The organism is Leifsonia sp. GW821-FHT13C05, from assembly GCF_058806515.1.
Window position 1 is genome coordinate 296,838 of record NZ_JBXAPT010000005.1, and the last position, 18,230, is coordinate 315,067.

Annotated in this window: 21 protein-coding genes, 1 pseudogene and 1 riboswitch; of the genes and pseudogenes, 15 read left to right on the top strand and 7 right to left on the bottom strand. The window is 65.6% G+C overall.

Annotation, left to right across the window (positions count from 1 at the left end):
• Nucleotides 1-72 precede the first annotated feature (72 nt).
• On the bottom strand, nucleotides 73-1,584 hold the full coding sequence (locus AC1ROC_RS15430; protein WP_493001204.1) for a SulP family inorganic anion transporter: 1,512 nt from the start codon (nucleotides 1,582-1,584) through the stop codon (nucleotides 73-75).
• A 181-nt stretch (nucleotides 1,585-1,765) separates the two neighbouring features.
• Here AC1ROC_RS15430 and AC1ROC_RS15435 point away from each other — a divergent pair, with 181 nt between their 5' ends.
• A complete protein-coding gene (locus AC1ROC_RS15435; protein ID WP_493001205.1) occupies nucleotides 1,766-2,185 on the top strand; it encodes a MerR family transcriptional regulator in 420 nt (139 codons plus the stop codon).
• 279 nt (nucleotides 2,186-2,464) lie between these two features.
• On the opposite strand, the gene AC1ROC_RS15440 is transcribed toward AC1ROC_RS15435, so the two are convergent.
• Nucleotides 2,465-3,046 (bottom strand): cation diffusion facilitator family transporter, encoded by a 582-nt coding sequence (locus AC1ROC_RS15440; protein ID WP_493001206.1) that lies wholly within the window; start codon nucleotides 3,044-3,046, stop codon nucleotides 2,465-2,467.
• Nucleotides 3,047-3,096: 50 nt separating this feature from the next.
• On the opposite strand from AC1ROC_RS15440, the gene AC1ROC_RS15445 reads away from it, so the two are divergent.
• From AC1ROC_RS15445 to AC1ROC_RS15470, 6 genes are all read left to right on the top strand, one after another.
• Nucleotides 3,097-3,381: a hypothetical protein gene (locus AC1ROC_RS15445; RefSeq protein ID WP_493001207.1), complete on the top strand. Its 285-nt coding sequence runs from the start codon at nucleotides 3,097-3,099 to the stop codon at nucleotides 3,379-3,381.
• The gene (locus AC1ROC_RS15450) at nucleotides 3,378-3,776 is read left to right on the top strand and encodes a cation efflux transmembrane domain-containing protein (protein ID WP_493001208.1); all 399 of its coding nucleotides are present in this window, start codon (nucleotides 3,378-3,380) and stop codon (nucleotides 3,774-3,776) included. Before AC1ROC_RS15445 ends, AC1ROC_RS15450 begins: the two co-directional genes overlap by 4 nt.
• A 74-nt stretch (nucleotides 3,777-3,850) precedes the next feature.
• Entirely contained in the window at nucleotides 3,851-4,231 is a 381-nt protein-coding gene (locus AC1ROC_RS15455; RefSeq protein WP_493001209.1) for an ArsR/SmtB family transcription factor, read from the top strand.
• Nucleotides 4,228-5,319, top strand: coding sequence for a cation diffusion facilitator family transporter (locus AC1ROC_RS15460; protein ID WP_493001210.1), 1,092 nt, complete (start codon nucleotides 4,228-4,230; stop codon nucleotides 5,317-5,319). The genes AC1ROC_RS15455 and AC1ROC_RS15460 overlap by 4 nt, the downstream gene beginning before the upstream one ends.
• Nucleotides 5,320-5,591: 272 nt before the next feature.
• Nucleotides 5,592-6,848 (top strand): MFS transporter, encoded by a 1,257-nt coding sequence (locus tag AC1ROC_RS15465; RefSeq protein WP_493001211.1) that lies wholly within the window; start codon nucleotides 5,592-5,594, stop codon nucleotides 6,846-6,848.
• On the top strand, nucleotides 6,841-7,620 hold the full coding sequence (locus tag AC1ROC_RS15470; protein ID WP_493001212.1) for a hypothetical protein: 780 nt from the start codon (nucleotides 6,841-6,843) through the stop codon (nucleotides 7,618-7,620). Before AC1ROC_RS15465 ends, AC1ROC_RS15470 begins: the two co-directional genes overlap by 8 nt.
• Here AC1ROC_RS15470 and AC1ROC_RS15475 read toward each other — a convergent pair.
• The 4 genes and pseudogenes from AC1ROC_RS15475 to AC1ROC_RS15490 all read right to left on the bottom strand — a co-directional run bounded on the left by AC1ROC_RS15475 (nucleotide 7,604) and on the right by AC1ROC_RS15490 (nucleotide 11,186).
• The gene (locus tag AC1ROC_RS15475) at nucleotides 7,604-8,191 is read right to left on the bottom strand and encodes a histidine phosphatase family protein (RefSeq protein WP_493001213.1); all 588 of its coding nucleotides are present in this window, start codon (nucleotides 8,189-8,191) and stop codon (nucleotides 7,604-7,606) included. The genes AC1ROC_RS15470 and AC1ROC_RS15475 overlap by 17 nt on opposite strands.
• A 12-nt stretch (nucleotides 8,192-8,203) precedes the next feature.
• On the bottom strand, nucleotides 8,204-8,956 hold the full coding sequence (locus AC1ROC_RS15480) for a MutS-related protein (RefSeq protein ID WP_493001226.1): 753 nt from the start codon (nucleotides 8,954-8,956) through the stop codon (nucleotides 8,204-8,206).
• Nucleotides 8,954-9,717 (bottom strand): annotated as a pseudogene (locus AC1ROC_RS15485) (hypothetical protein); the annotation flags it as partial. The gene AC1ROC_RS15480 and the pseudogene AC1ROC_RS15485, both read right to left, overlap by 3 nt.
• Nucleotides 9,714-11,186, bottom strand: coding sequence for a MutS-related protein (locus AC1ROC_RS15490; RefSeq protein ID WP_493001214.1), 1,473 nt, complete (start codon nucleotides 11,184-11,186; stop codon nucleotides 9,714-9,716). The gene AC1ROC_RS15490 and the pseudogene AC1ROC_RS15485, both read right to left, overlap by 4 nt.
• A 110-nt stretch (nucleotides 11,187-11,296) precedes the next feature.
• A riboswitch (Fluoride riboswitch) is annotated at nucleotides 11,297-11,360 on the bottom strand.
• A 172-nt stretch (nucleotides 11,361-11,532) separates the two neighbouring features.
• Here AC1ROC_RS15490 and AC1ROC_RS15495 point away from each other — a divergent pair.
• The 8 genes from AC1ROC_RS15495 to AC1ROC_RS15530 all read left to right on the top strand — a co-directional run bounded on the left by AC1ROC_RS15495 (nucleotide 11,533) and on the right by AC1ROC_RS15530 (nucleotide 17,591).
• Nucleotides 11,533-12,048 (top strand): universal stress protein, encoded by a 516-nt coding sequence (locus AC1ROC_RS15495; RefSeq protein ID WP_493001215.1) that lies wholly within the window; start codon nucleotides 11,533-11,535, stop codon nucleotides 12,046-12,048.
• Nucleotides 12,045-12,800 (top strand): 2,3-bisphosphoglycerate-dependent phosphoglycerate mutase, encoded by a 756-nt coding sequence (locus tag AC1ROC_RS15500; RefSeq protein ID WP_493001216.1) that lies wholly within the window; start codon nucleotides 12,045-12,047, stop codon nucleotides 12,798-12,800. The genes AC1ROC_RS15495 and AC1ROC_RS15500 overlap by 4 nt, the downstream gene beginning before the upstream one ends.
• 44 nt (nucleotides 12,801-12,844) lie before the next feature.
• Nucleotides 12,845-13,369, top strand: a complete 525-nt coding sequence (gene crcB / locus AC1ROC_RS15505) for a fluoride efflux transporter CrcB (protein ID WP_493001217.1) — start codon at nucleotides 12,845-12,847, stop codon at nucleotides 13,367-13,369.
• A complete protein-coding gene (gene crcB / locus AC1ROC_RS15510) occupies nucleotides 13,366-13,743 on the top strand; it encodes a fluoride efflux transporter CrcB (RefSeq protein ID WP_410783178.1) in 378 nt (125 codons plus the stop codon). Before crcB (AC1ROC_RS15505) ends, crcB (AC1ROC_RS15510) begins: the two co-directional genes overlap by 4 nt.
• A 156-nt stretch (nucleotides 13,744-13,899) precedes the next feature.
• Nucleotides 13,900-15,273, top strand: a complete 1,374-nt coding sequence (gene eno / locus AC1ROC_RS15515; protein ID WP_493001218.1) for a phosphopyruvate hydratase — start codon at nucleotides 13,900-13,902, stop codon at nucleotides 15,271-15,273.
• Nucleotides 15,274-15,445: 172 nt separating this feature from the next.
• Entirely contained in the window at nucleotides 15,446-15,847 is a 402-nt protein-coding gene (locus AC1ROC_RS15520) for a hypothetical protein (protein ID WP_493001219.1), read from the top strand.
• Complete coding sequence (locus AC1ROC_RS15525; RefSeq protein WP_493001220.1) at nucleotides 15,844-16,569, top strand: RES family NAD+ phosphorylase; 726 nt, start codon at nucleotides 15,844-15,846, stop codon at nucleotides 16,567-16,569. The genes AC1ROC_RS15520 and AC1ROC_RS15525 overlap by 4 nt, the downstream gene beginning before the upstream one ends.
• Nucleotides 16,570-16,700: 131 nt before the next feature.
• Nucleotides 16,701-17,591, top strand: a complete 891-nt coding sequence (locus AC1ROC_RS15530; RefSeq protein WP_493001221.1) for a LysR family transcriptional regulator — start codon at nucleotides 16,701-16,703, stop codon at nucleotides 17,589-17,591.
• Nucleotides 17,592-17,597: 6 nt separating this feature from the next.
• Here the strand turns inward: AC1ROC_RS15530 and AC1ROC_RS15535 are convergent.
• A partial coding sequence (locus tag AC1ROC_RS15535) for a YeiH family protein (protein WP_493001222.1) occupies nucleotides 17,598-18,230 on the bottom strand: 633 nt, incomplete at its 5' end.

Here is an 18,230-nt window from a genome sequence, read left to right on the forward strand (position 1 = left end):
TCAAGGCGCTGCCGCTGGAATTCGCTCCGGCATCAGCCGCTAGGCAGCTCCACGCCGCTACGCCGCCCGGCCCTAATGTCCGGCGCCGAGGTTCCCGGCGAGCCGCTCGTGCATCCGGGTACTGGCGTCGTTCAGGCCTTCGATGGTGACCGTCTTGCCGTGGTGTGCGTATTTGGTAGTGATGCCGTCGAGGGCGGCGACGGTGGAGGCGTCCCAGATGTGCGAGCCGGCCATGTCGATGACAACCCGGTCGGGGTCTTCGGCGTAGTCGAACTGGGTGGTCAGATCGTTGCTGGAGGCGAAGAACAGTTCGCCGGTGACGGTGTAGTAGGCAACGTCCTGGTCGCCGTCCGGGCGGATCGTGCGCTGGACGGTCGCGAAGTGGGCGACTCGCTTGGCGAAGATGACCATCGCCGCGATCACCCCGACGACGACGCCGATGGCGAGGTTGTTGGTCAGCACGACGACGATGACGGTCAGGACCATGACGATGGTCTCGCCGAGCGGCATCCGCTTGAGGGTGGCGGGTCGGATGCTGTGCCAATCGAAGGTGCCGACGGAGACCATGACCATCACCGCGACGAGCGCGGCCATCGGGATGATCGCCACGATGTCGCCGAGGGCGACGACGAGAATCAGTAGGAACACGCCGGCGAGGAAGGTGGAGATGCGGGTACGTGCGCCGGAAGCTTTGACATTGATCATGGTCTGCCCGATCATCGCGCAGCCGCCCATGCCGCCGAACAGACCGGATAGCACGTTGGAGACTCCCTGGCCGAAGGATTCACGGGTCTTCCGGGAATGGGTATCGGTGATGTCATCGACCAACTTGGCGGTCATGAGCGATTCGAGGAGACCGACGAGTGCCATCGCGAGGGCGTAGGGGGCGATCCGAGCGAACGTCTCAAACGTCAACGGGACGGCGGGGAAGAGGAACTGCGGAAGGCTGTGCGGCAGCTCTCCCTCATCACCCACGGTCGGGACGTTCAGGCCGGTGACGACGACAGCGACGGTGATCAAGATGATCGCGACCAGCGGTGCGGGAACCACCTTGGTCAGCCGCGGCATGAACACCATGATCAGGATGCCGGCCGCGACAAGCGGGTACACCAGCCAGGGGACGCCGATCAGATGCGGCAACTGGGCGATGAAGATCAGGATCGCGAGGGCGTTGACAAAGCCGACCATCACGCTTCGCGGAATGAACCGCATGAGTTTGGCGACACCGAGCAGGCCGAGAGCGACTTGGAAGATGCCCGCCAGGATGACGGTCGCGAACAGGTACTCGACGCCATAGTTCTTCACCACGGGGGCGACGACAAGCGCGACGGCGCCGGTCGCGGCGGAGATCATCGCGGGCCGGCCGCCGAGGAACGCGATGGACACGGCCATCACGAACGAGGAGAACAGTCCGACCCGTGGGTCGACACCGGCGATGATCGAGAAAGAGATCGCCTCCGGAATGAGTGCCATCGCGACCACCAGCCCGGCGAGGACCTCACGGGTCAGCAGGCGGGGGTTGCGCAGCGCTTCCAGGACGGTGGGATGCGCACGGTAGGAGGCTGCCGTGATGGCGGAAGACATGGAGATGCTCCAACAGGTCGAGGCCCTCAGCGCGAGGACCGGATGGGCAATGGCTGTGATCCGGCGCCTCGTCGCGCGCGCACCTGCCGCCGCAGCGGGAAGAATGGTAGGAAAGTGTTCGCTCGATCAGCGAACCTGCATAACTCTACCCTAACGTGAGGGTTGAGTTGAAATGAGGGTCATGACTAGGGAACCGCGCACCATGCACATCGGCGAGCTCGCCGAACGCACGGGGCTGTCATTGCGTACGCTGCGCCACTACGACGAGGTCGGCCTGGTCAAGGCGTCAGGCCGAACCGACGGCGGCTTCCGCGTATACACCGAGACCGACTACGAACGGCTCATGCTAATCCGGAGAATGAAGCCCCTCGGGTTCTCGCTGGAGGAAATGGCCGACCTCCTGTCGGTCGTCGACGACGGAGAATCGGCCACCGACGCCAGCCAGGCGCTCGATCAATTCGTCGCGCAAGCCATCGAGCGACGCGAGAAGCTGCGCGAGCAGATCGCAATGGCCGACGAGTTCATCGACCTCCTAGAATCACGCCGAAGTGTGTTCTCCAAGCAGGCAGAAGACGTACAGTCCACACCCAGACTGTCATAATCAGGTTCATCAGTGATTAATTCACGTGAGTTGCATTTTGATGCAAAAACTCCCGCCAATCCGTCGCGACTGCAGATTTGCTGATGGCAGGCGTTTAGTTCCGCGGGCGGTCCTGTGATCCCGGCGCACGCTCGGCCAGGATACCGCTGACCGTGTGGATTCCTGCATCTAATGCAGGTTTCCACGGAACGAGGCGGCCCGACGCTACTGTTTGCAGCTATCGGCCCGAACAAGTTGAATCGAACATTCGGTCGTGGTCGACCCGTCCTGGCATCGCAACTACGCGCGGAAGATGTGGATTGCCTCGCGTGCGGCGTAGAAGACGATTATGAGCCCGGCTACCGGGTCGGCCCACCACCAGCCGAAGGTGTAGTTCAGCAGGATCCCGAGCAGCACGCTGGTCGCGAGGATTCCGTCGATGAGGGTGACCCGTCCCTCGGTGAGAAGCGCGGGGTTGTCCAGGCGCTTGCCGACGACCCACTTGCCCCAGGCGAGGGTGAACATGGCGAGCGCGGTCGCCCCGGTCCAGGTGATTCCACCGATCAGGGGGGTGGCGTGGTGCCCCAGCCCCAGGGCCACGACCGCTTGCACTAGGAGGTAGAGGGCCAGGAGGATGAACGCCCAGCCGATGAGACGTAGGGCCACGCGTTGCCGGGACGGGCTGGTGTCGGTGAGCTCCCAGATGACGACGGTGCTCGCGCCGATCTCGATCAAACTGTCGAGCCCGAAGCCGAGCAGAGCGACGGACGCCGACTGGTAGGCGAGGATCGCCAGCAACACGACGCCGACCACGTTCCAACCGAGGGTGACGATCTCCAGCGCGATGCCGGATCGGCGGAGTTTCATCGCGGGGTCGGTCACTCGACGACCGTACTCGATGCCGCCTTCTGAGGGGATGAAACAATGGTCAGGTGTCCGGTGCTCCGAATCCGCCCAAGTCCAACCACGTGACCGTGAAGGTGCCGAGGTGGAGTCAGCGTCGTCGGATCCTGATCGTGCTCGGCCTCAACCTGGTGCTGATCGTCGGGCTGATTGTCGCGGGGATATTCGCTCATTCCGTGAGCGTTCTCGCCGCCGCTGGCGACACCGTCGCCGACTGCTTTGCTCTGATGCTCGGCCTCGTTGCGATCGCGCTTCGGACCATGACCCGGACCATCCGCACGCACAACGACCGATCGCCATCGCGGCGCTCGTGAATGCCACCCTCCTGCTCGCGGTGACAGTAACCGTGACGATCGAGGCGATCTCGCGGTTGCGTGAAGGTTCACCGCCCGTTGAGGGCTTGCCGATGGTGATCGTCAGCCTGGTCACTGTTGTCGTGATGCTCACCGGTGCACTAGCCCTCGGCCGCTCGGCCGCCGGCGAGGACCTGCATATGCGGTCGGTCCTGATCGACGCGCTTGCGGATGCTGCGGCAGCAGCGGCGATCGCCGTGGCCGGCGTCATTATTTTGGTCACGAACGGGCTCTACTGGCTGGACCCGGTTTTGGCGCTGGCGGTCTCGGTCCTGATCGCCATCGCGGCGATCCAGCTGATCGTGAAGGCGATCTCGGCACTACGTGGGAAAGCAGTCGACTTCGACGGCGACTGACTTTTGCAGTGAAGGCGTGTGCCGGTCGGGTCGCGCAATTTGCATCGCACACCGTGTTGATCTTTAATCTGCGTATGGATGCAGATAAAGCGATATGTGGAAGACTGCCTGACAGCCAGTACGTCGAGCTCGCAGTGGAGGTGTTCGGCATGCTGGCCGACGCAACGCGGGTGCGGATTGTGCTAGCGCTGAAGGACGCGGGCGAGCTCTCGGTGAACCACCTGGCGGACATCCTCGACAAGCAGCCTGCCGCGGTCTCCCAGCACCTCGCGAAGCTGCGCCTGGCTCGCATTGTCTCGACCCGCCAGGACGGTCAGCGAGTGTTCTACCGGCTCGAGAACGAACACACGAGCAGACTCGTGACGGACGCGATCTTCCAGGCCGAGCACTCGCTCGGCGGCACGCCGCGGCACCATCACTCCGAGGCCAAGCTCGGCGCGGAGACGAGCGCGTGAGCGGGACACACACCCACGAGCACGACGAACACGGCCACACGCACGGCCACGCGCACGAACACGGCCACGGCCACGGCCACGGCCACGGCCACGGCCACGGCCATGATCATGAGCACGGCCACCAGCACCCGACCGGTTTCAAAGGATTCCTGTACGGGCTGTTCGTCCCGCACTCGCATGACGCCGCCGACTCCATCGACGACGCGCTGGAGGCGAGCACCGAGGGTGTCCGTGCACTGAAGATCAGCCTGTTCGTACTGCTGGGCACCACCGTGCTGCAGGCGATCATTGTCGCCTTCAGCGGGTCTGTCGCCCTTCTTGCCGACACCATCCACAACTTCTCGGACGCGCTCACGGCCGTGCCACTCTGGGTTGCGTTCGTGCTCGGGCGTCGGGTCGCCTCCCGCCGCTACACCTACGGCTTCGGGCGCGCCGAGGATCTCGCCGGGCTATTCATCATCGCCGTCGTCGCTCTCTCTGCGGTCGTCGCCGCGTGGCAGTCGATCGACAGGCTCTTCCATCCCCACCCGCTCGAAAACCTCGGCTGGGTGATCGCCGCCGGCCTCATCGGCTTCGCCGGCAACGAAGCAGTCGCGATCTACCGCATCCGAGTCGGCCAGCGGATCGGCTCCGCCGCCCTCGTCGCCGACGGCGTGCACGCGCGCATCGACGGGTTCACCTCGCTCGCCGTCGTCCTCGGCGCTCTCGGCGTCATGCTCGGCTTCCCATTGGCCGACCCGATCGTGGGTCTGCTGATCTCGGCCGCGATCATCGTCCTGCTCTGGGGCACCGTCCGCAGCATCGGACGGCGCCTGCTCGACGGCATCGAGCCCGAGCTGGTGGACCGTCTAGAGCATGCTCTTGAAGAGACGCCCGGCGTCACTGCTGTCCCGCGCGTACAGCTGCGCTGGGTCGGGCACCGGTTGCACGGTAGTGCGCAACTCGGCGTGGATGCGGAGAGCCTAAACGATGCACAGCACATCGTTGGCGCAGCACGTACCAATGCGCGGGAACACCTGCGAATTCTGGATGAACTCCACATCGAGGTCGGGGACGCTATCGCTACTTGCCGCTCAACTCCCTCCTGAGTAACTCCCGCTCCTGCCAGTTCAGAGGACGGTCGTAAAGGCATCTTTCACAAGAGAATTGCGGCAACCGTCTTCGCAGATCTGGCGAGTTCGTTGGCCACACCGGAACGGTCTGGCATGCTGTGACTTGCGCGTTCTCGCGGCGGCGGTGGGGCTCACCGTAGGTAACTTCGGCATCATCGCCGACAACAGTCCCTATCTCAAGGATTTGTGCTGTCTGGAGATAGGGGAACTGTGAACATGATCGCGCCCGCCATTGCTAGGGCTTCATCGTGACTACAGAGTCGGACTCGCCCGAGCCGGTGCACGAAGCGGCTGATACAGAAGCAGACCAGCACTGGTTGACGCCGGGCGTTGGGAGTGTGGCTGCGGCAAGCTTCTTCTCGGATTCCGGCCATGAGATCGCAACCTCTGTGCTTCCGAGTTTTCTCACCAGTGTTCTTCACGGGTCAGCGGCGTCATTGGGCGTGATCGAAGGGGTCAGTGATGCGCTGACCGGCGTGGCGAAGTTGATCGGCGGGCCGTTGGCGAACGATCCGCCCCGCAGGCGTGTGATGGCTACTGGCGGCTACTTGGTGACCGCTCTTGCAACTGCGGCGATCGGCCTTGCCACTGCTGTGTGGCAGGTCGCCATCCTTCGCGCTCTGGCGTGGGCGTCGCGAGGCGTCCGTTCACCGGCTCGGGACGCGATGCTTTCCTCGCTGGCGCCGCAGCGCGCCTACGGGCGCGCGTTCGGGCTGGAACGTGCAGGGGACAATTTGGGGGCGGTGGTGGGACCGCTCGCGGCCGCCGGGCTTGTCGCCTGGCTGGGCATTCGGCCGGCGATCTGGTTCGCGTTGATCCCCGGCGTTCTTGCCGCGATCGCGATCGGCTTCGCCGCACGCGAGGCGCGCCGGCACGGGAACGGTGTCCGACAGCGGATCCGGTTCGACCTGGCCGGCCTACGCGGCGCAGGTCTAGGCCGGCCGCTGCTGCCGATTGTGCTGTTCGAGTGTGGAAACTTGGCGAGCACGCTGCTGATCCTGCGGGCGACGCAATTGTTCCAAGGGCAGGGAATGACGGCGACCGCTGCGGCGTCGACGGCCATTCTGATCTATGCAGCACATAATGCGGTGGCGGCCGGAGTGTCGATCCTGGGCGGCCGGTGGATCGATCGAACCGGACCGCGGCGGGTGTTCGCGGCAGGAGCGCTGGTCTACGTGCTGGGTTACGCGGTATTCGCTTTTGGGCCGACCCCGTGGTGGGCGATTCTGGTGGCCTTCGCGCTTGCCGGCGCGGGCATCGGATTCGCTGAGACAGCAGAGTCTGCGCTGGTGGCTCAGATCCTTCCCGATCGTCTGCGCGGGAGCGGGTTCGGCGTCATCGGCGGCGTGCAGGCGGTCGGGAACATTGTTGGGACCGTCGTCGCCGGCATCCTGTACACAACCGTCTCCCCGACCGTCGGGTTCCTGTACGCCGCGGCGTGGATGCTGCTCTCGTTCGCCGGATCAGTCGTGCTCCGGGTCCCGGTGAGGAGTCGGCGTGGTTGAGCCGGTAGAGGGTGACAGCAGGTTCGACCGACCGTTGAGCCGGGACGTGGATGCTGTGTTGAGCTCGGAGGAAGTCCGGGTGTTGTGGGACTTCGTACACGGCGACATCATGAGCGGCCCCACCCGGCAGCGGCTGAAGGAGTACTGGGGCATGTGTCCCCGGCACTCCTGGGCGTACGCGGTTGTCGAGATCGAACTGTGGGAGGCCGGGGCGGGTGCCCGCGGCGGGCATCAACCCTTTGATCTCACGGTCCTCTACACCGATCTTCTGCAGTCGATGGCCGGCCGGCTCAGCAGTGGCCGCCGGCACCGTCAGATCAGGTCGCTCGAGCGGCACGGACAGTGCGTGATCTGCGCCGATGTGCGCGGCGGCACACCGTCCGGCATCCTGGTAACCCACGCGGGCATGGATCTGCAAGAACTCACCCGCGAGGCCAACGAGATGCGCTTCACCACTGAATGGCTGATCGAAACTCGTCCGCTCTGGGCCGCAGCTGTCTGTCCCGAGTGCGCGAAGACGTGGTCGGTGGCAGCACAGCCGGGGACCCTTCCCTGCCGCGCCCACATGCTGACCGGTCAGGCGTTCAGCGACGCGGCTCTGGAACTGACCCGCACGATGTTGGTGGAGTTGGCGGGGCAGGTGCGGGCGTTGACGGATTCGATGACCCAATCGGGGTTGCCGGCCACAGAACCGGTGAATGCGTCCTGGGTGAAAGCGGTGAGCTGGTTCAACGGTTGGGACTTCCCTCTGACGCTTACCCGGTCATCGTAGAAGGCGCGAGATCCACCGCTTGGATGCTCCAAACCCCGTCGACACGTAACAGCTCGTTGACCGATCCGGTGGGTGCAGCGATTTCGCCCACCTCCGGGTCGAGCGCGTGCAGTAGCGGTCGGATCACCGCGTCATGGGTGACCACGACGACGGCGCCCTCCGGGTACTGGTCGAGGACAGCATCAAGGGCGGGGCGGGCGCGGGCCAGCACCTGGCTGACCGGTTCCACGCCGGGGGCGGCGTCGACACTTCCGAACTCGGCGATCACCTCGGTTTTCACGTGCCCGGTCCACGGGCCGTAATCCCGGTCATTGAAGCGGTCATCGGCGTACGCTTCAACGCCGACGGCATCCGCGATCGCCCGGGCCGTCGTAACAGCTCTGGTCAGGGGGCTGGAGAACACAGCGACCACGCCCTTGTTCTGCAGGTAGAGGCCCAGCGCAGCGGCCTCGGCCTGACCGACCTCGTCCAGCGGCGGGTTCGCCAACCCGCGCAGCCGGCCTTCCGCGTTGAGCACGGTTTGCCCGTGCCTGGCCAAATAGAGATGCTGTTCCTCTGCGTGCGGCGACATGTGTTCTCCTCTTTAGTTCACCGGCTGGGTCTGCGGCCGGGAATCCTGTGCGTCGAAAATGCGGTGATAGACGTCTTCCCCGAAACTGGTGGGCAGCGGCGGCCCGACGACGAGGCGGAAGTCGCGGTTCCCACTCTGGTCCCTGTTCGCTCGCAGGAACAGCGCCTCAGCGTGCCCCTCGGTGAAGTAGCGGTGCGCGAAGTCATATAGGTGCGTGACGATGGCCACACGGACATCTGATGCGGTGAGTGCCCCAACCAGGTGCCGGAGGATCTCGGATCCTTCACGTTCGTTGGTTGATGCGAATGATTCGTTCAGCAGCAGCAGACTGCCGGGCCGGAGCTGATCGACGATGCTGCTCATCCGGGCGAGCTCTTCATCAAGCTTGCCGCTTTGCATCGAGGCGTCTTCCTCCCGTTTGAAATGGGTGAAGATCCCATCCCGCACACCGGTTTCAAAGTCGTCGGCGGGGACAAAGAGCCCGCACTGGGTGAGGAGTTGCGCTTGGCCCACGCTGCGCAGAAAAGTGGACTTGCCTCCACGGTTCGCGCCGGTGATGACCACCGTGGAACGGTCGAAGGCGTCCACTTCGTTCCCGATGACGGGGTCCTGGCTGATCAGCGCGAGTGCTGCATCGTAGAGGTTGGCCGATCGGAAGCCGGCGTTGGCTGTTAGCGTCGGAATGCAGGTGCTGGCGCCGGCGCGGGTGAGCGCGTCCTGGAGGTTGATCGCGGCGAGGTAGAAGCCGAGTTCCGTGCGCAGCATGGTGAAGAAGTTCTTGATGTGTTCGGTCGACTGGGCAAGAGCGTTGGCGACCAGGCTCAGGCCGTGATTGCGTAGATCCGAGAGAGCGTTGAATCCGGCCTCATCTCGGTCCGCGATGGTCATCGAGTGGGCTGGGTGGGCGAAGCCGACCCGTTCGAAAAGAGTCACTTTCTGCTGCAGCGGTCGCCGAAGCACCAGTCGGTGCCTTTGTTTGCGTGTCCGAGGCGGGCGCTGATCAGCACGCCGTGTCGGAACCGCAGCCGGCGCAGATGGTCGTCGATTTCGGCGAAGTAGTCGTCGGAGAGTTCGGCGGTCAGCATCCGGCAGAGCTCGGTGAAGGCTGGCGAGTGGAAGCCGGCGGCGTGCTCATCGGCGATCAGCCGGAGTTGGCGCAGGTGGAGGATGAACATTTCCAGCGCCTCGACCGAGCGATGCAGGCTCGAGGTGGGCGAGCCCAGCCCCCAGCCGTAGATCTTCTTTTCTTCGGCCAGCGTTTGCACGCACACCGCGTACAGGCTCCGGAGTACCTCCGGACAGTTCAGTGCGTCGGTCAGCGCCTGTTGCCGGTAGGTGATGCGCTCCGGGTCGGTCAGCGGTTGCAGCAACGCGGCCTCGGCGACGTTGCGGAGGAAAGCGTCGTCGTTTGCCATCGCGGTCACGATCGCGTTCAGTTCCAGATCGGCACCGAGCTGGAGCTGCAGCCGGGTGGGGCGGATCGAAGTATCGAAGTCGATGTCCTTGAAAAGCAGGTGGGCTTTCATGCGTGGATCCTTTCCCGCAACCGTTCCGCCGTCAGCCCGTATCGGGCCGCGATCGCCGTGGCGTGCGCGAGCCCGTCCGCCGGCCGACGACGAATGCGGAAGGTGCGCGTGGTGACCTCAGCCGGGTCGACCTCAGCGACCATGCTGACCGTGCCCGGCCCAAGCGCCGAGAGCTCGTCGACGAACGTGACATACACCCCGAGCGCCCCCAGGGTGATGATCCGGTCGAGGATCTGTTTGCCGAGGAAGAGGGCGTCGTTCACGGTGGTCGAGGTGAAGATCTCATTCAGGATCACGATGCTCTCCCCGCTCGCCTGCTGAAGGATCGCGTGAACACGCAGCAGGTCGTCCTCAAGCTTCCCGGTGAGGTTCTGCAGATTCTCCTGCCGTTCGAAGTGGGTGAAGACGCGGTCGAACAGGTGCAGCGTCGCGGAGGACGCCGCGACCGGCAGACCCAGCGCTGCCAGATAATGCAGCTGCCCGAAGGCGCGGGCGAACGTGGTCTTGCCGCCCTGGTTCGCGCCGGTGACGACAAGGACGCGCTCCTCACCGGTGAGCGAGAAGTCGTTGCCGACAACCGGGTGTGCTCCGCCGGCGAGCTTCGCGGCCAGCACCAGGTCGACGGCGTCGCGCGCCGAACTCGTGGGCTCCCTGGTCACCGTCGGAAGACACGTGGCCAGGTCGGGGATCCGTTCCAGATACTCCAGGTAGGCGAGGTAGAACTGCACCTCCCGGTCGAAGCGTGCGATCATCGCGGATTGGAACATGGAGTGTTCCTGCACGAACCGGGCAAGAGCATCGAACACGTCGGGGAACACCTCACCGACCAGGCCGAGGATCCCCGCCTCGACATGGTTCATCGCAACCGGATCCTGGCGGCTCTGCAGCTTAGACGTGACCTCGCCCTGCCGAAACTTCGAGAACGTAGCGGCGACGTCGGCGCTGTAGTCGGCTTCCTCGGTCAGCGGGAACACGCTGACTCTGCCGCCGTCGATCAGGAACTCGTACCTGATCTGCTCGAGCCGGTCAGTGGTCTGGTCGGCATCCTCCGCGAGCGTCGAGAACGCCTCGGAGGCCACGTATTGATCCAACTGGTCGCGGAATCGCAGCATGCCGGGCGAGGCCAGCTCGGCATCCATAAGCCCGGAGGCCAGGCCGCCGACGGCTCGCAGATAGCTGGTCACCGCCTCCAAAGCGACCCGCTGCTTCTGCTGCCGGTAGCGCAGGGAATCAGCCTCGGCCAGCAGGGTCCGCATGGCGCGCATTCCCTCCGCGAAAACCCGGATGCTATCCCTCACCCGCGGTTGGGCGAGGTCCTGGATGACAGCGTGCCGGAACTGCACCGCAGCAGCACTCGTAAGCGGTGTGAAGAAGTACGGCCTCAACTCGTACTGGTCACGGCCGGCAGTCAGATCAGCGACCAGTCGGTCAAGATTCAGGTCGCCGAACGCATCCGGCTCGACCTCCACCAGCTCGATGGCGGGCTCGTTTGGGGAGGAGGCGAAGAGGATGCTGACCGAAGGTGCAGTGTTCTCTGCCAATGGGGTTCTCCTCTACCTGGACGCCGTGCAGGGCGGTGGTGCAGGTAGAAGCCATTAGCGGACGGTCCGCGGTTGTTGGCGAGCTTCATCGCCACTGACCAGTGTGCACCCGGACGGTGCACGCCACAAGATGTTGACCGCCGTGAACGATCTGGCAGACTAGGCGCAGCGCAAAGCGCTGCGGTGGTGGGGCTCACCGCGAACAACCTCGGCGCAGCCGACAACAGTCCCTATCTCAACTTTCGGGCGCGCCGAAACGAGATAGGAGCCGGTCATGACCGAACACACCCCAACCGATCCCAGCCGAGTAATCCTGGTCGGCGTTGAAGGCGGCCGCCCCGACACGGTTCTCCAGCAGGCCGCGGAACTGGCGCGCGACCTCGGCTGTGAACTAGTGTGCGCACACGTCGACCTCGGCCGCTACACCGTCGAAGAAAACCCCGACGGCTCCGTGCACTCACTCCCCCTGGACCCCGACCTTCCCGAACTGGACGAGGACAGCTTCGACCCGAAACTGGCGGCTCAGATCGAACGAGTCCTGGGCCCCACCGGGGTGACTTGGAACGTGCGCGCCCTCGCCGGTGAACCCGCCCGGGCGCTCGCCCACCTCGCGAACACACTGAACGCACGGATGATCATCGTCGGCACCCACGAAGCGAGCCTCCGACGTGAGATGCGCGAATTCTTCCGCAGCTCGGTCGCCGTACATCTCGCCCACCGCCAGAACCGGCCGGTCCTGGTCATTCCGCTCTCCCCGGTGACCGACGGCGGGGCGCTGCCGTGGGAGTGAGACTCGCCGAGCTCTACCTTCTCCGGCACGGGGAGAGCACCGCGAACGCGGACGGGCTGTTCACCGGCATCACCGACGTGCATCTGACCGCCGCCGGCATCACCGAAGCCGAACACGCCGCACAGCTCCTGGTCCAATCCGGCGCCGTGCCAGATCGGATCTGGACATCCACCTTGTCCCGGACAGCCGAAACCGTTGCCGCAATGCTGCCTTTCTTCCTCCCGAGAGTTCCCCAAGTGATCGCGGACTGGCGGCTGAACGAACGCAACTATGGAGCCGTGACCGGCCTCTCCAAAGCCGCCGTCGCAAGCAGGTACGGCCGGCAACAATTCCTCACCTGGCGACGCTCCTACGCCACCGCACCGCCGCCAATGGATCCCGCCCGGTTGGACGAGCTCGCACACACCGAACCCTTCCACTCCCTCCCCCCAGAAGCCCTGACCAGCACCGAATCGTTAGCTGACGTGGTCAAGCGGGTCACCCCGTTCTGGCAGGAACAGCTCAGCCCCGGCCTCACCCTCAGTGCCCGCACCCTGGTTGTGGGGCACGGGAACTCGTTGCGAGCCCTGGCCATGCTCATCCAAAACCTCAGCATCCCCGCGATTGAGCAGCTGAACATTCCAACCGGCCACCCGTTGAGGTATCGTTTCGACCTCTCCCCCAGAACGCCCGAACTAGTCTCGGCTGACTATCTGGACCCCGCCGCTGCCGTCGAAGCTGCCACTCTGCTCGCCCGCCAAGGCGGAACCTAGCGCCAGCCCTCCCCGCCCCGATCCCAGGAACCGAACCGGAACGCATGACCTACGAACGCCTCAACAAGCGCGAACCCGACCGCGCCGACGACCTGCCCATCGACCCCGACCTGGAGGTCGAAGAGCCTCAACGCCGCGCGCCGCGGCCGATCCATTTGCACTGGAAGTACATCGGTCTGGTCTTCGTCGGCGGGGCCATCGGAACCTGCATCCGTTACCTGCTTTCCACCGCGATCCCCGCCTGGCAGGGGCTGCCGATCGCGACCTTCACCATCAACGTGACCGGCGCGTTTGCGCTCGGATGGCTGCTGGAAACACTCTCCCGTGGCGGCCCCGACCAAGGCCTGCGCCGGGCTGTGCGCCTGTTCGCGGGAACCGGGATCCTCGGCGGTTACACCACCTACAGTTCCTTCGCCGTCGACACCGACGGGCTCATCGCCTCCGCCCAAATCGGCAACAGCATCCTCTACGGTGTGGCAACTGTCCTCGTGGGCGCCGCCGCTTCTCTGGCCGGCATCATCATCGGCGCCGCCGTGCACCGTGCCCGCGCGAAAGCGGGTGCACGGTGATCGCCTGGGTTGTGCTCGCCCTCTCCGCAGCCGGTGGCGCCGGAGCGGCCCTGCGCCTGATCACCGACGGCCTGGTCAAAGCCCGCGTCCGCATCGCCTACCCACTAGGCACCACCGTCATCAACATCACCGGGTCTTTCGTGCTCGGCCTGGTCACCGGGCTCGCCCTCTCGCACTTCCTCCCCACCGAGTGGCGGCTGATCCTCGGCACCGGGTTCCTCGGCGGATACACCACGTTCAGCACCGCCAGCTTCGAAACCGTGCGCCTGGCGCAAGACGGCCGCTACGCCGCGTCCGCGATCAACGGGTTCGGAATGCTCGCCGGGGCGCTCCTGGCCGCAGGCCTCGGCCTCTGGCTCGGCGGCCTTTTCTGAGAGATCACAAGTTCAGGCTTCCACCCGGCGTCGTTCTCTGGCAAGCTGACGCGTGACGCTTCGGCGTCTCGGCGGTGGGGCTCGCCGACACCAACCTCGATGCCGACAACAGTCCCTATCTCAAGCGATCCCCCATGCTCAGAGATAGGAGACCCCATGGTCGACCACGGCTACACCGGACACATCGATCCCACCCACCAGGGCCACTACGTCAGCCACCCCGACGCCCACCCGATCCACATCGAACGCGTGGACGCCCGGCAGATTCTGGACTCCCGGGGATACCCCACCGTCGCCGTGACAATGCACCTTGGCGACGGGGCGGTGGTTACCGCATCAGCTCCCGCAGGTGCGTCCACCGGAGCTTTCGAAGCGGCCGAGCTGCGCGATGACGGGTCGTCCTACTCCGGTCGCAGCGTCCACCGTGCCGTGAGTTCGGTCACCGACGAAATCTCTCCGCTGCTCTCCCGCAGCCGCTGGTCCAACATCCGCGAGGTCGACGACGCGATCGGGGCGCTCGACGGAACGGAGAACCTTGCACGCCTCGGTGCGAACGCTGTGGTTGCGGTATCGATCGCTACTGCGCGGGCGTTCGCCCACGCCGCGGAAGTGCCACTGCACGTCTGGATCGCACGAGTCACCGACAGCACCGAACGGATGCCCGTCCCCCACTTCAACGTCCTCAACGGTGGCGCACACGCCGCCAACCCGCTCGAGTTCCAAGAGTTCATGATCGCCCCCGTCGGCGCAGCCAACGAGGAAGCCGCCGTCGAAGCCGGCGCCGAGATCTATCACGCCCTCGCCGCCCGCGTGAAAGCGAAGTTCCACACCGCCGGCCTCGGCGACGAGGGCGGATTCGCCCCCGACATCGCCAGCCCCGAAGAAGCGATGACTCTCCTTGTCGCTGCCATCCAAGACGCCGGCTACACACCCGGCCTAGATGATGTGGCGATCGCCATCGACCCGGCCGCCAACGGCTTCTACGAACGTGATGGCCAGTACAAGATCGCCGGAAACCTGCTCTCCCGTGACCAGCTTGTCGACTACTACCTGCGCCTGCTCGACGAGTTTCCACTGCGCAGCATCGAAGATGGCTTCGCCGAAGACGACCACCAAGGCTGGAAACTTCTCTTCGACGCGGTCGGCGACCGAACACAGCTCGTCGGCGATGATCTCTACGTCACCGACATGCGCCGCATCGCAGACGGGGCGAAGAACCGGTACTCCAACGCAGCCCTCATCAAGCCGAACCAGATCGGCACTGTCACCGGCACGCTCGACGCCATCGAAACGGCCAAACGCCTCGGCATGCAGGCGATGGTGTCACACCGCTCCGGTGAAACCCTAGACACCTTCATCGCCGACCTCGTCGTCGGCACCGGCGTCGGCCAGATCAAATCCGGTGCGCCCGCCCGCGGCGAACGGATCGCGAAATACAACCGCCTCACCGAAATCGAAGCCATGACCCCGCGGATTCCGTACGGCCTTCTGCCCATCACCACCCCGGCGACCGAAACAGTCTCCCCCTAAGCCGCTCGCGACTCTCAGGAGTCCACGCCTGACGCGAGCCGAGAGGGAGCGCTTCCCTACACCAAGCGCTCCCTCTCACCTTCCTGATGCCGGCAAGGGACTTCCTTTTCGCCCGCGAAAGCGGGCGCATTTTTAGGTGCATTTTAAGTGCACCGGGGGCTACACTAGCCATATGGTCAAGCTCCCAACGGTCTCGGATCAGCGGCCAGGTCTCCGTGCTCATGAGGAGTCGATCGGTCTCCCGTTCGATGATCTGGTGACTCGGCTACGCGACGTCCTCGGCGTACGTCTGGTCGGCTACATCGGTGGCGTGAAGTCGGCCCGCTCGGTCTCCAGCTGGGCCGACGGCCAAGGCTCGCCCGGCGAGAAAGACCAGGAGCGCCTGCGCCACGCGTATCACGCGGCCGCACTATTGCGGGAGCGCTACGACGCAATCACCGTTCAGTCCTGGTTCAAAGGCATGAACCCCTCGCTTGGCGACCAAGCCCCGGCACAGGTGCTGCGCGAGGGCGAGCCGCTGGAGGTCGCGCGCGAGGTGCTCGCCGCGGCGAAGTCGTTCGCCTACGTCGGATGAGCCCGGTCGAGCTGAACGTCTCGGGCGACCCGGGACGGGTTTGGCGTGTCGGGTTCGAGCCGGACATATGGGCGTGGACGCCGTGGCGGTATGCGACAGACGACGGCCTGTTCAACGGGCGGTGGGACGACCAGCTCGGGCAATTCCGCACGCTTTACACCTCCGACACCCTGCTCGGATGTTTTCTGGAGATGCTTGCAAAGCTGCAGCCATCAACCGCTCTCGAGGCAGAACTGGACGACTTCGAGGACGACGGAAGTATCGCCCATCATCCTGAGGGCGGGAGTGGCGAGGTAGGCCATTCCTGGCTGAACGGCCGGATGTACGGCGACGCCGAACAGACCGGCCGGTACTGCTTCATCACGCACTCCGATAGCCTCGCCGCACTCAAAGCCCATTACCGGTTCGACCGGCACGACATCGCACTCGTTGACGTCGACAGCGCGCTCCTGAAGGACGCCCGAGACCGGGTACTGACCCGGTCGATCGCGCACTGGGTCTACGACCTGCGCGGCGAGGACCGCACCGAACTCGTTGACGGCATCGAGTTCCGATCCCGCCACGGCGACGAGATCCGCATGTGGGCGGTGTTCGAGCGCTCTGACGATGAGCAGCGCAGCAGCCACATCGACCCCCACAGCGACCCACACCGCGTCACGCCGGAGACCGATGAGCTAATCGAGGCGTTCCGACGCCTCGGCCTGCGCTGGATCGACGACTGACTGGCATGGAAGACTCCAGGCGGCCGAACCGGCGGCCATCGAAGGTTCGCGGGGCTGACCGGCAACCGCCGGTCGAGGGACCGCTGCGCCGAGGAGGGATAGCGTGGGCGGGTGGGAAGACTGAGGCGTTCGTGGACATTGCAGGCCTGAGGCTGTTGGTGGCGGTCGCCCGGACGGGTAGCATCTCCTCCGCAGCCCGCGAAGCTGGCGTCACGCAACAGGCGGCCTCGATGCGGCTCGCGGCGCTGGAACTGGATCTGGGTGCGGCTGTGCTCGTGCGCAGCAGTCGGGGCGCGCATCCGACCGAGACCGGCGCGCTCATCGTGGAGTGGGCCGCCGACCTCCTGGACGCCACGGAACGGTTCGACGCCTCCGTCGCCTCCCTGCGCCAGGCGACGGACGAAACGCTGCGTATCGCCGCCAGCATGACGATCGCGGAGCATCTCGCGCCGCGCTGGCTCACGGCGCTGAGTACCGGCGGGCGGGGGCCGCGCATCGAGCTGACGGCCGCGAACAGCGAAGCGGTCCTCCTGGCCGTCCGCAGCTCGGCGGCGGCGATCGGGTTCATCGAGACGCCCGATGTGCCCACCGATCTGGGCACCTTGGAGTTCGCGTCGGATGAGCTGGTCGTCGTCGTCGGACGCACCCATCCGTGGGCGCGGAGGGCCCGCGGCATCTCAGCGGAGGAGCTCGCCCGCGCTCCCCTGGTCTCCCGCGAACGAGGCTCCGGCACCCGTCTCGCAGTGGAGCGCGCCCTGACGGGCGCCGGTCATCCGCCGGTTCGGCCGGCGCTGGAGCTCTCCTCAACCAGTGCGATCCGCGCGACCGTTGCGGCAGGCGACCACCCAGCCGTGCTGAGCATCCTCGCTGTGCGCGAGCAGATCGCCGCCGGGACCCTCGTCAAAGTCCCGATCCGGCAGTTGCGCATCACCCGGCCGCTGACCGCGGTGTGGCGACGCAGCGGGTCGGGCGCGCCCGCGAGCGCACGTCCCCTGCTCGAGGTCGTGCACGCGATCTCGTGACGGCGGTCAGAGCTGCCCGGTGATGGCGAGCACTCCCAAGCTGGTGACGGTGACGAGCGTCGACAGCACGGCGCCCAGCACCAGCGGCCGCCAGCCGGCGCGACGGATCGCCCCCACATCGGTGGACAGGCCGATCCCCCCGAGCGCCACCGCTACCAGGAACACGCTCGCCGTCACGAGCCCTTCGTGCAGGTCGGCGGGAACCGCGACGAGCGTATTGGCCGTGGCGACGACAAGGAATCCGACGAGGAACCACGGGACGAGACCGATCAACCGCCGCACGGTCAGCGGAGCGCCGGCGTTCGCCCGCCGATGCTCGACCACGGCGAGCGTAATGCTGATCGGGACGATCATGAGCGTGCGCACGAGCTTCACGACGACGGCGAATCCGAGCGCCGAGGTCGCGAACAGACTCGCGGCGGCGACCACCGAGCTGGTGTCGTTCACCGCAGTGCCCGCGAACAGACCGAACGCATGGGTGCTCATCCCCAGCGCATGCCCGATGAGAGGGAACACCAGCACGGCGACCGCATTGAACAGGAAGATCGTCGAGACCGCGTAGGCGATCTCCGAACTCGCGGCGCCGATGATGGGGGAGATCGCCGCGATCGCCGACGCGCCGCAGATCCCGGTCCCAAC

Bases quoted from the DNA above. Each gene is read 5' to 3' on its own strand.
- AC1ROC_RS15430 (WP_493001204.1), bottom strand. From the start codon at position 1,584: ATGTCTTCCGCCATCACGGCAGCCTCCTACCGTGCGCATCCCACCGTC.
- AC1ROC_RS15435 (WP_493001205.1), top strand. From the start codon at position 1,766: ATGACTAGGGAACCGCGCACCATGCACATCGGCGAGCTCGCCGAACGC.
- AC1ROC_RS15455 (WP_493001209.1), top strand. From the start codon at position 3,851: ATGGATGCAGATAAAGCGATATGTGGAAGACTGCCTGACAGCCAGTAC.
- AC1ROC_RS15475 (WP_493001213.1), bottom strand. From the start codon at position 8,191: ATGTCGCCGCACGCAGAGGAACAGCATCTCTATTTGGCCAGGCACGGG.
- AC1ROC_RS15480 (WP_493001226.1), bottom strand. From the start codon at position 8,956: ATGCTGCGCACGGAACTCGGCTTCTACCTCGCCGCGATCAACCTCCAG.
- AC1ROC_RS15495 (WP_493001215.1), top strand. From the start codon at position 11,533: ATGACCGAACACACCCCAACCGATCCCAGCCGAGTAATCCTGGTCGGC.
- crcB (WP_493001217.1), top strand. From the start codon at position 12,845: ATGACCTACGAACGCCTCAACAAGCGCGAACCCGACCGCGCCGACGAC.
- eno (WP_493001218.1), top strand. From the start codon at position 13,900: ATGGTCGACCACGGCTACACCGGACACATCGATCCCACCCACCAGGGC.
- AC1ROC_RS15520 (WP_493001219.1), top strand. From the start codon at position 15,446: ATGGTCAAGCTCCCAACGGTCTCGGATCAGCGGCCAGGTCTCCGTGCT.
- AC1ROC_RS15525 (WP_493001220.1), top strand. From the start codon at position 15,844: ATGAGCCCGGTCGAGCTGAACGTCTCGGGCGACCCGGGACGGGTTTGG.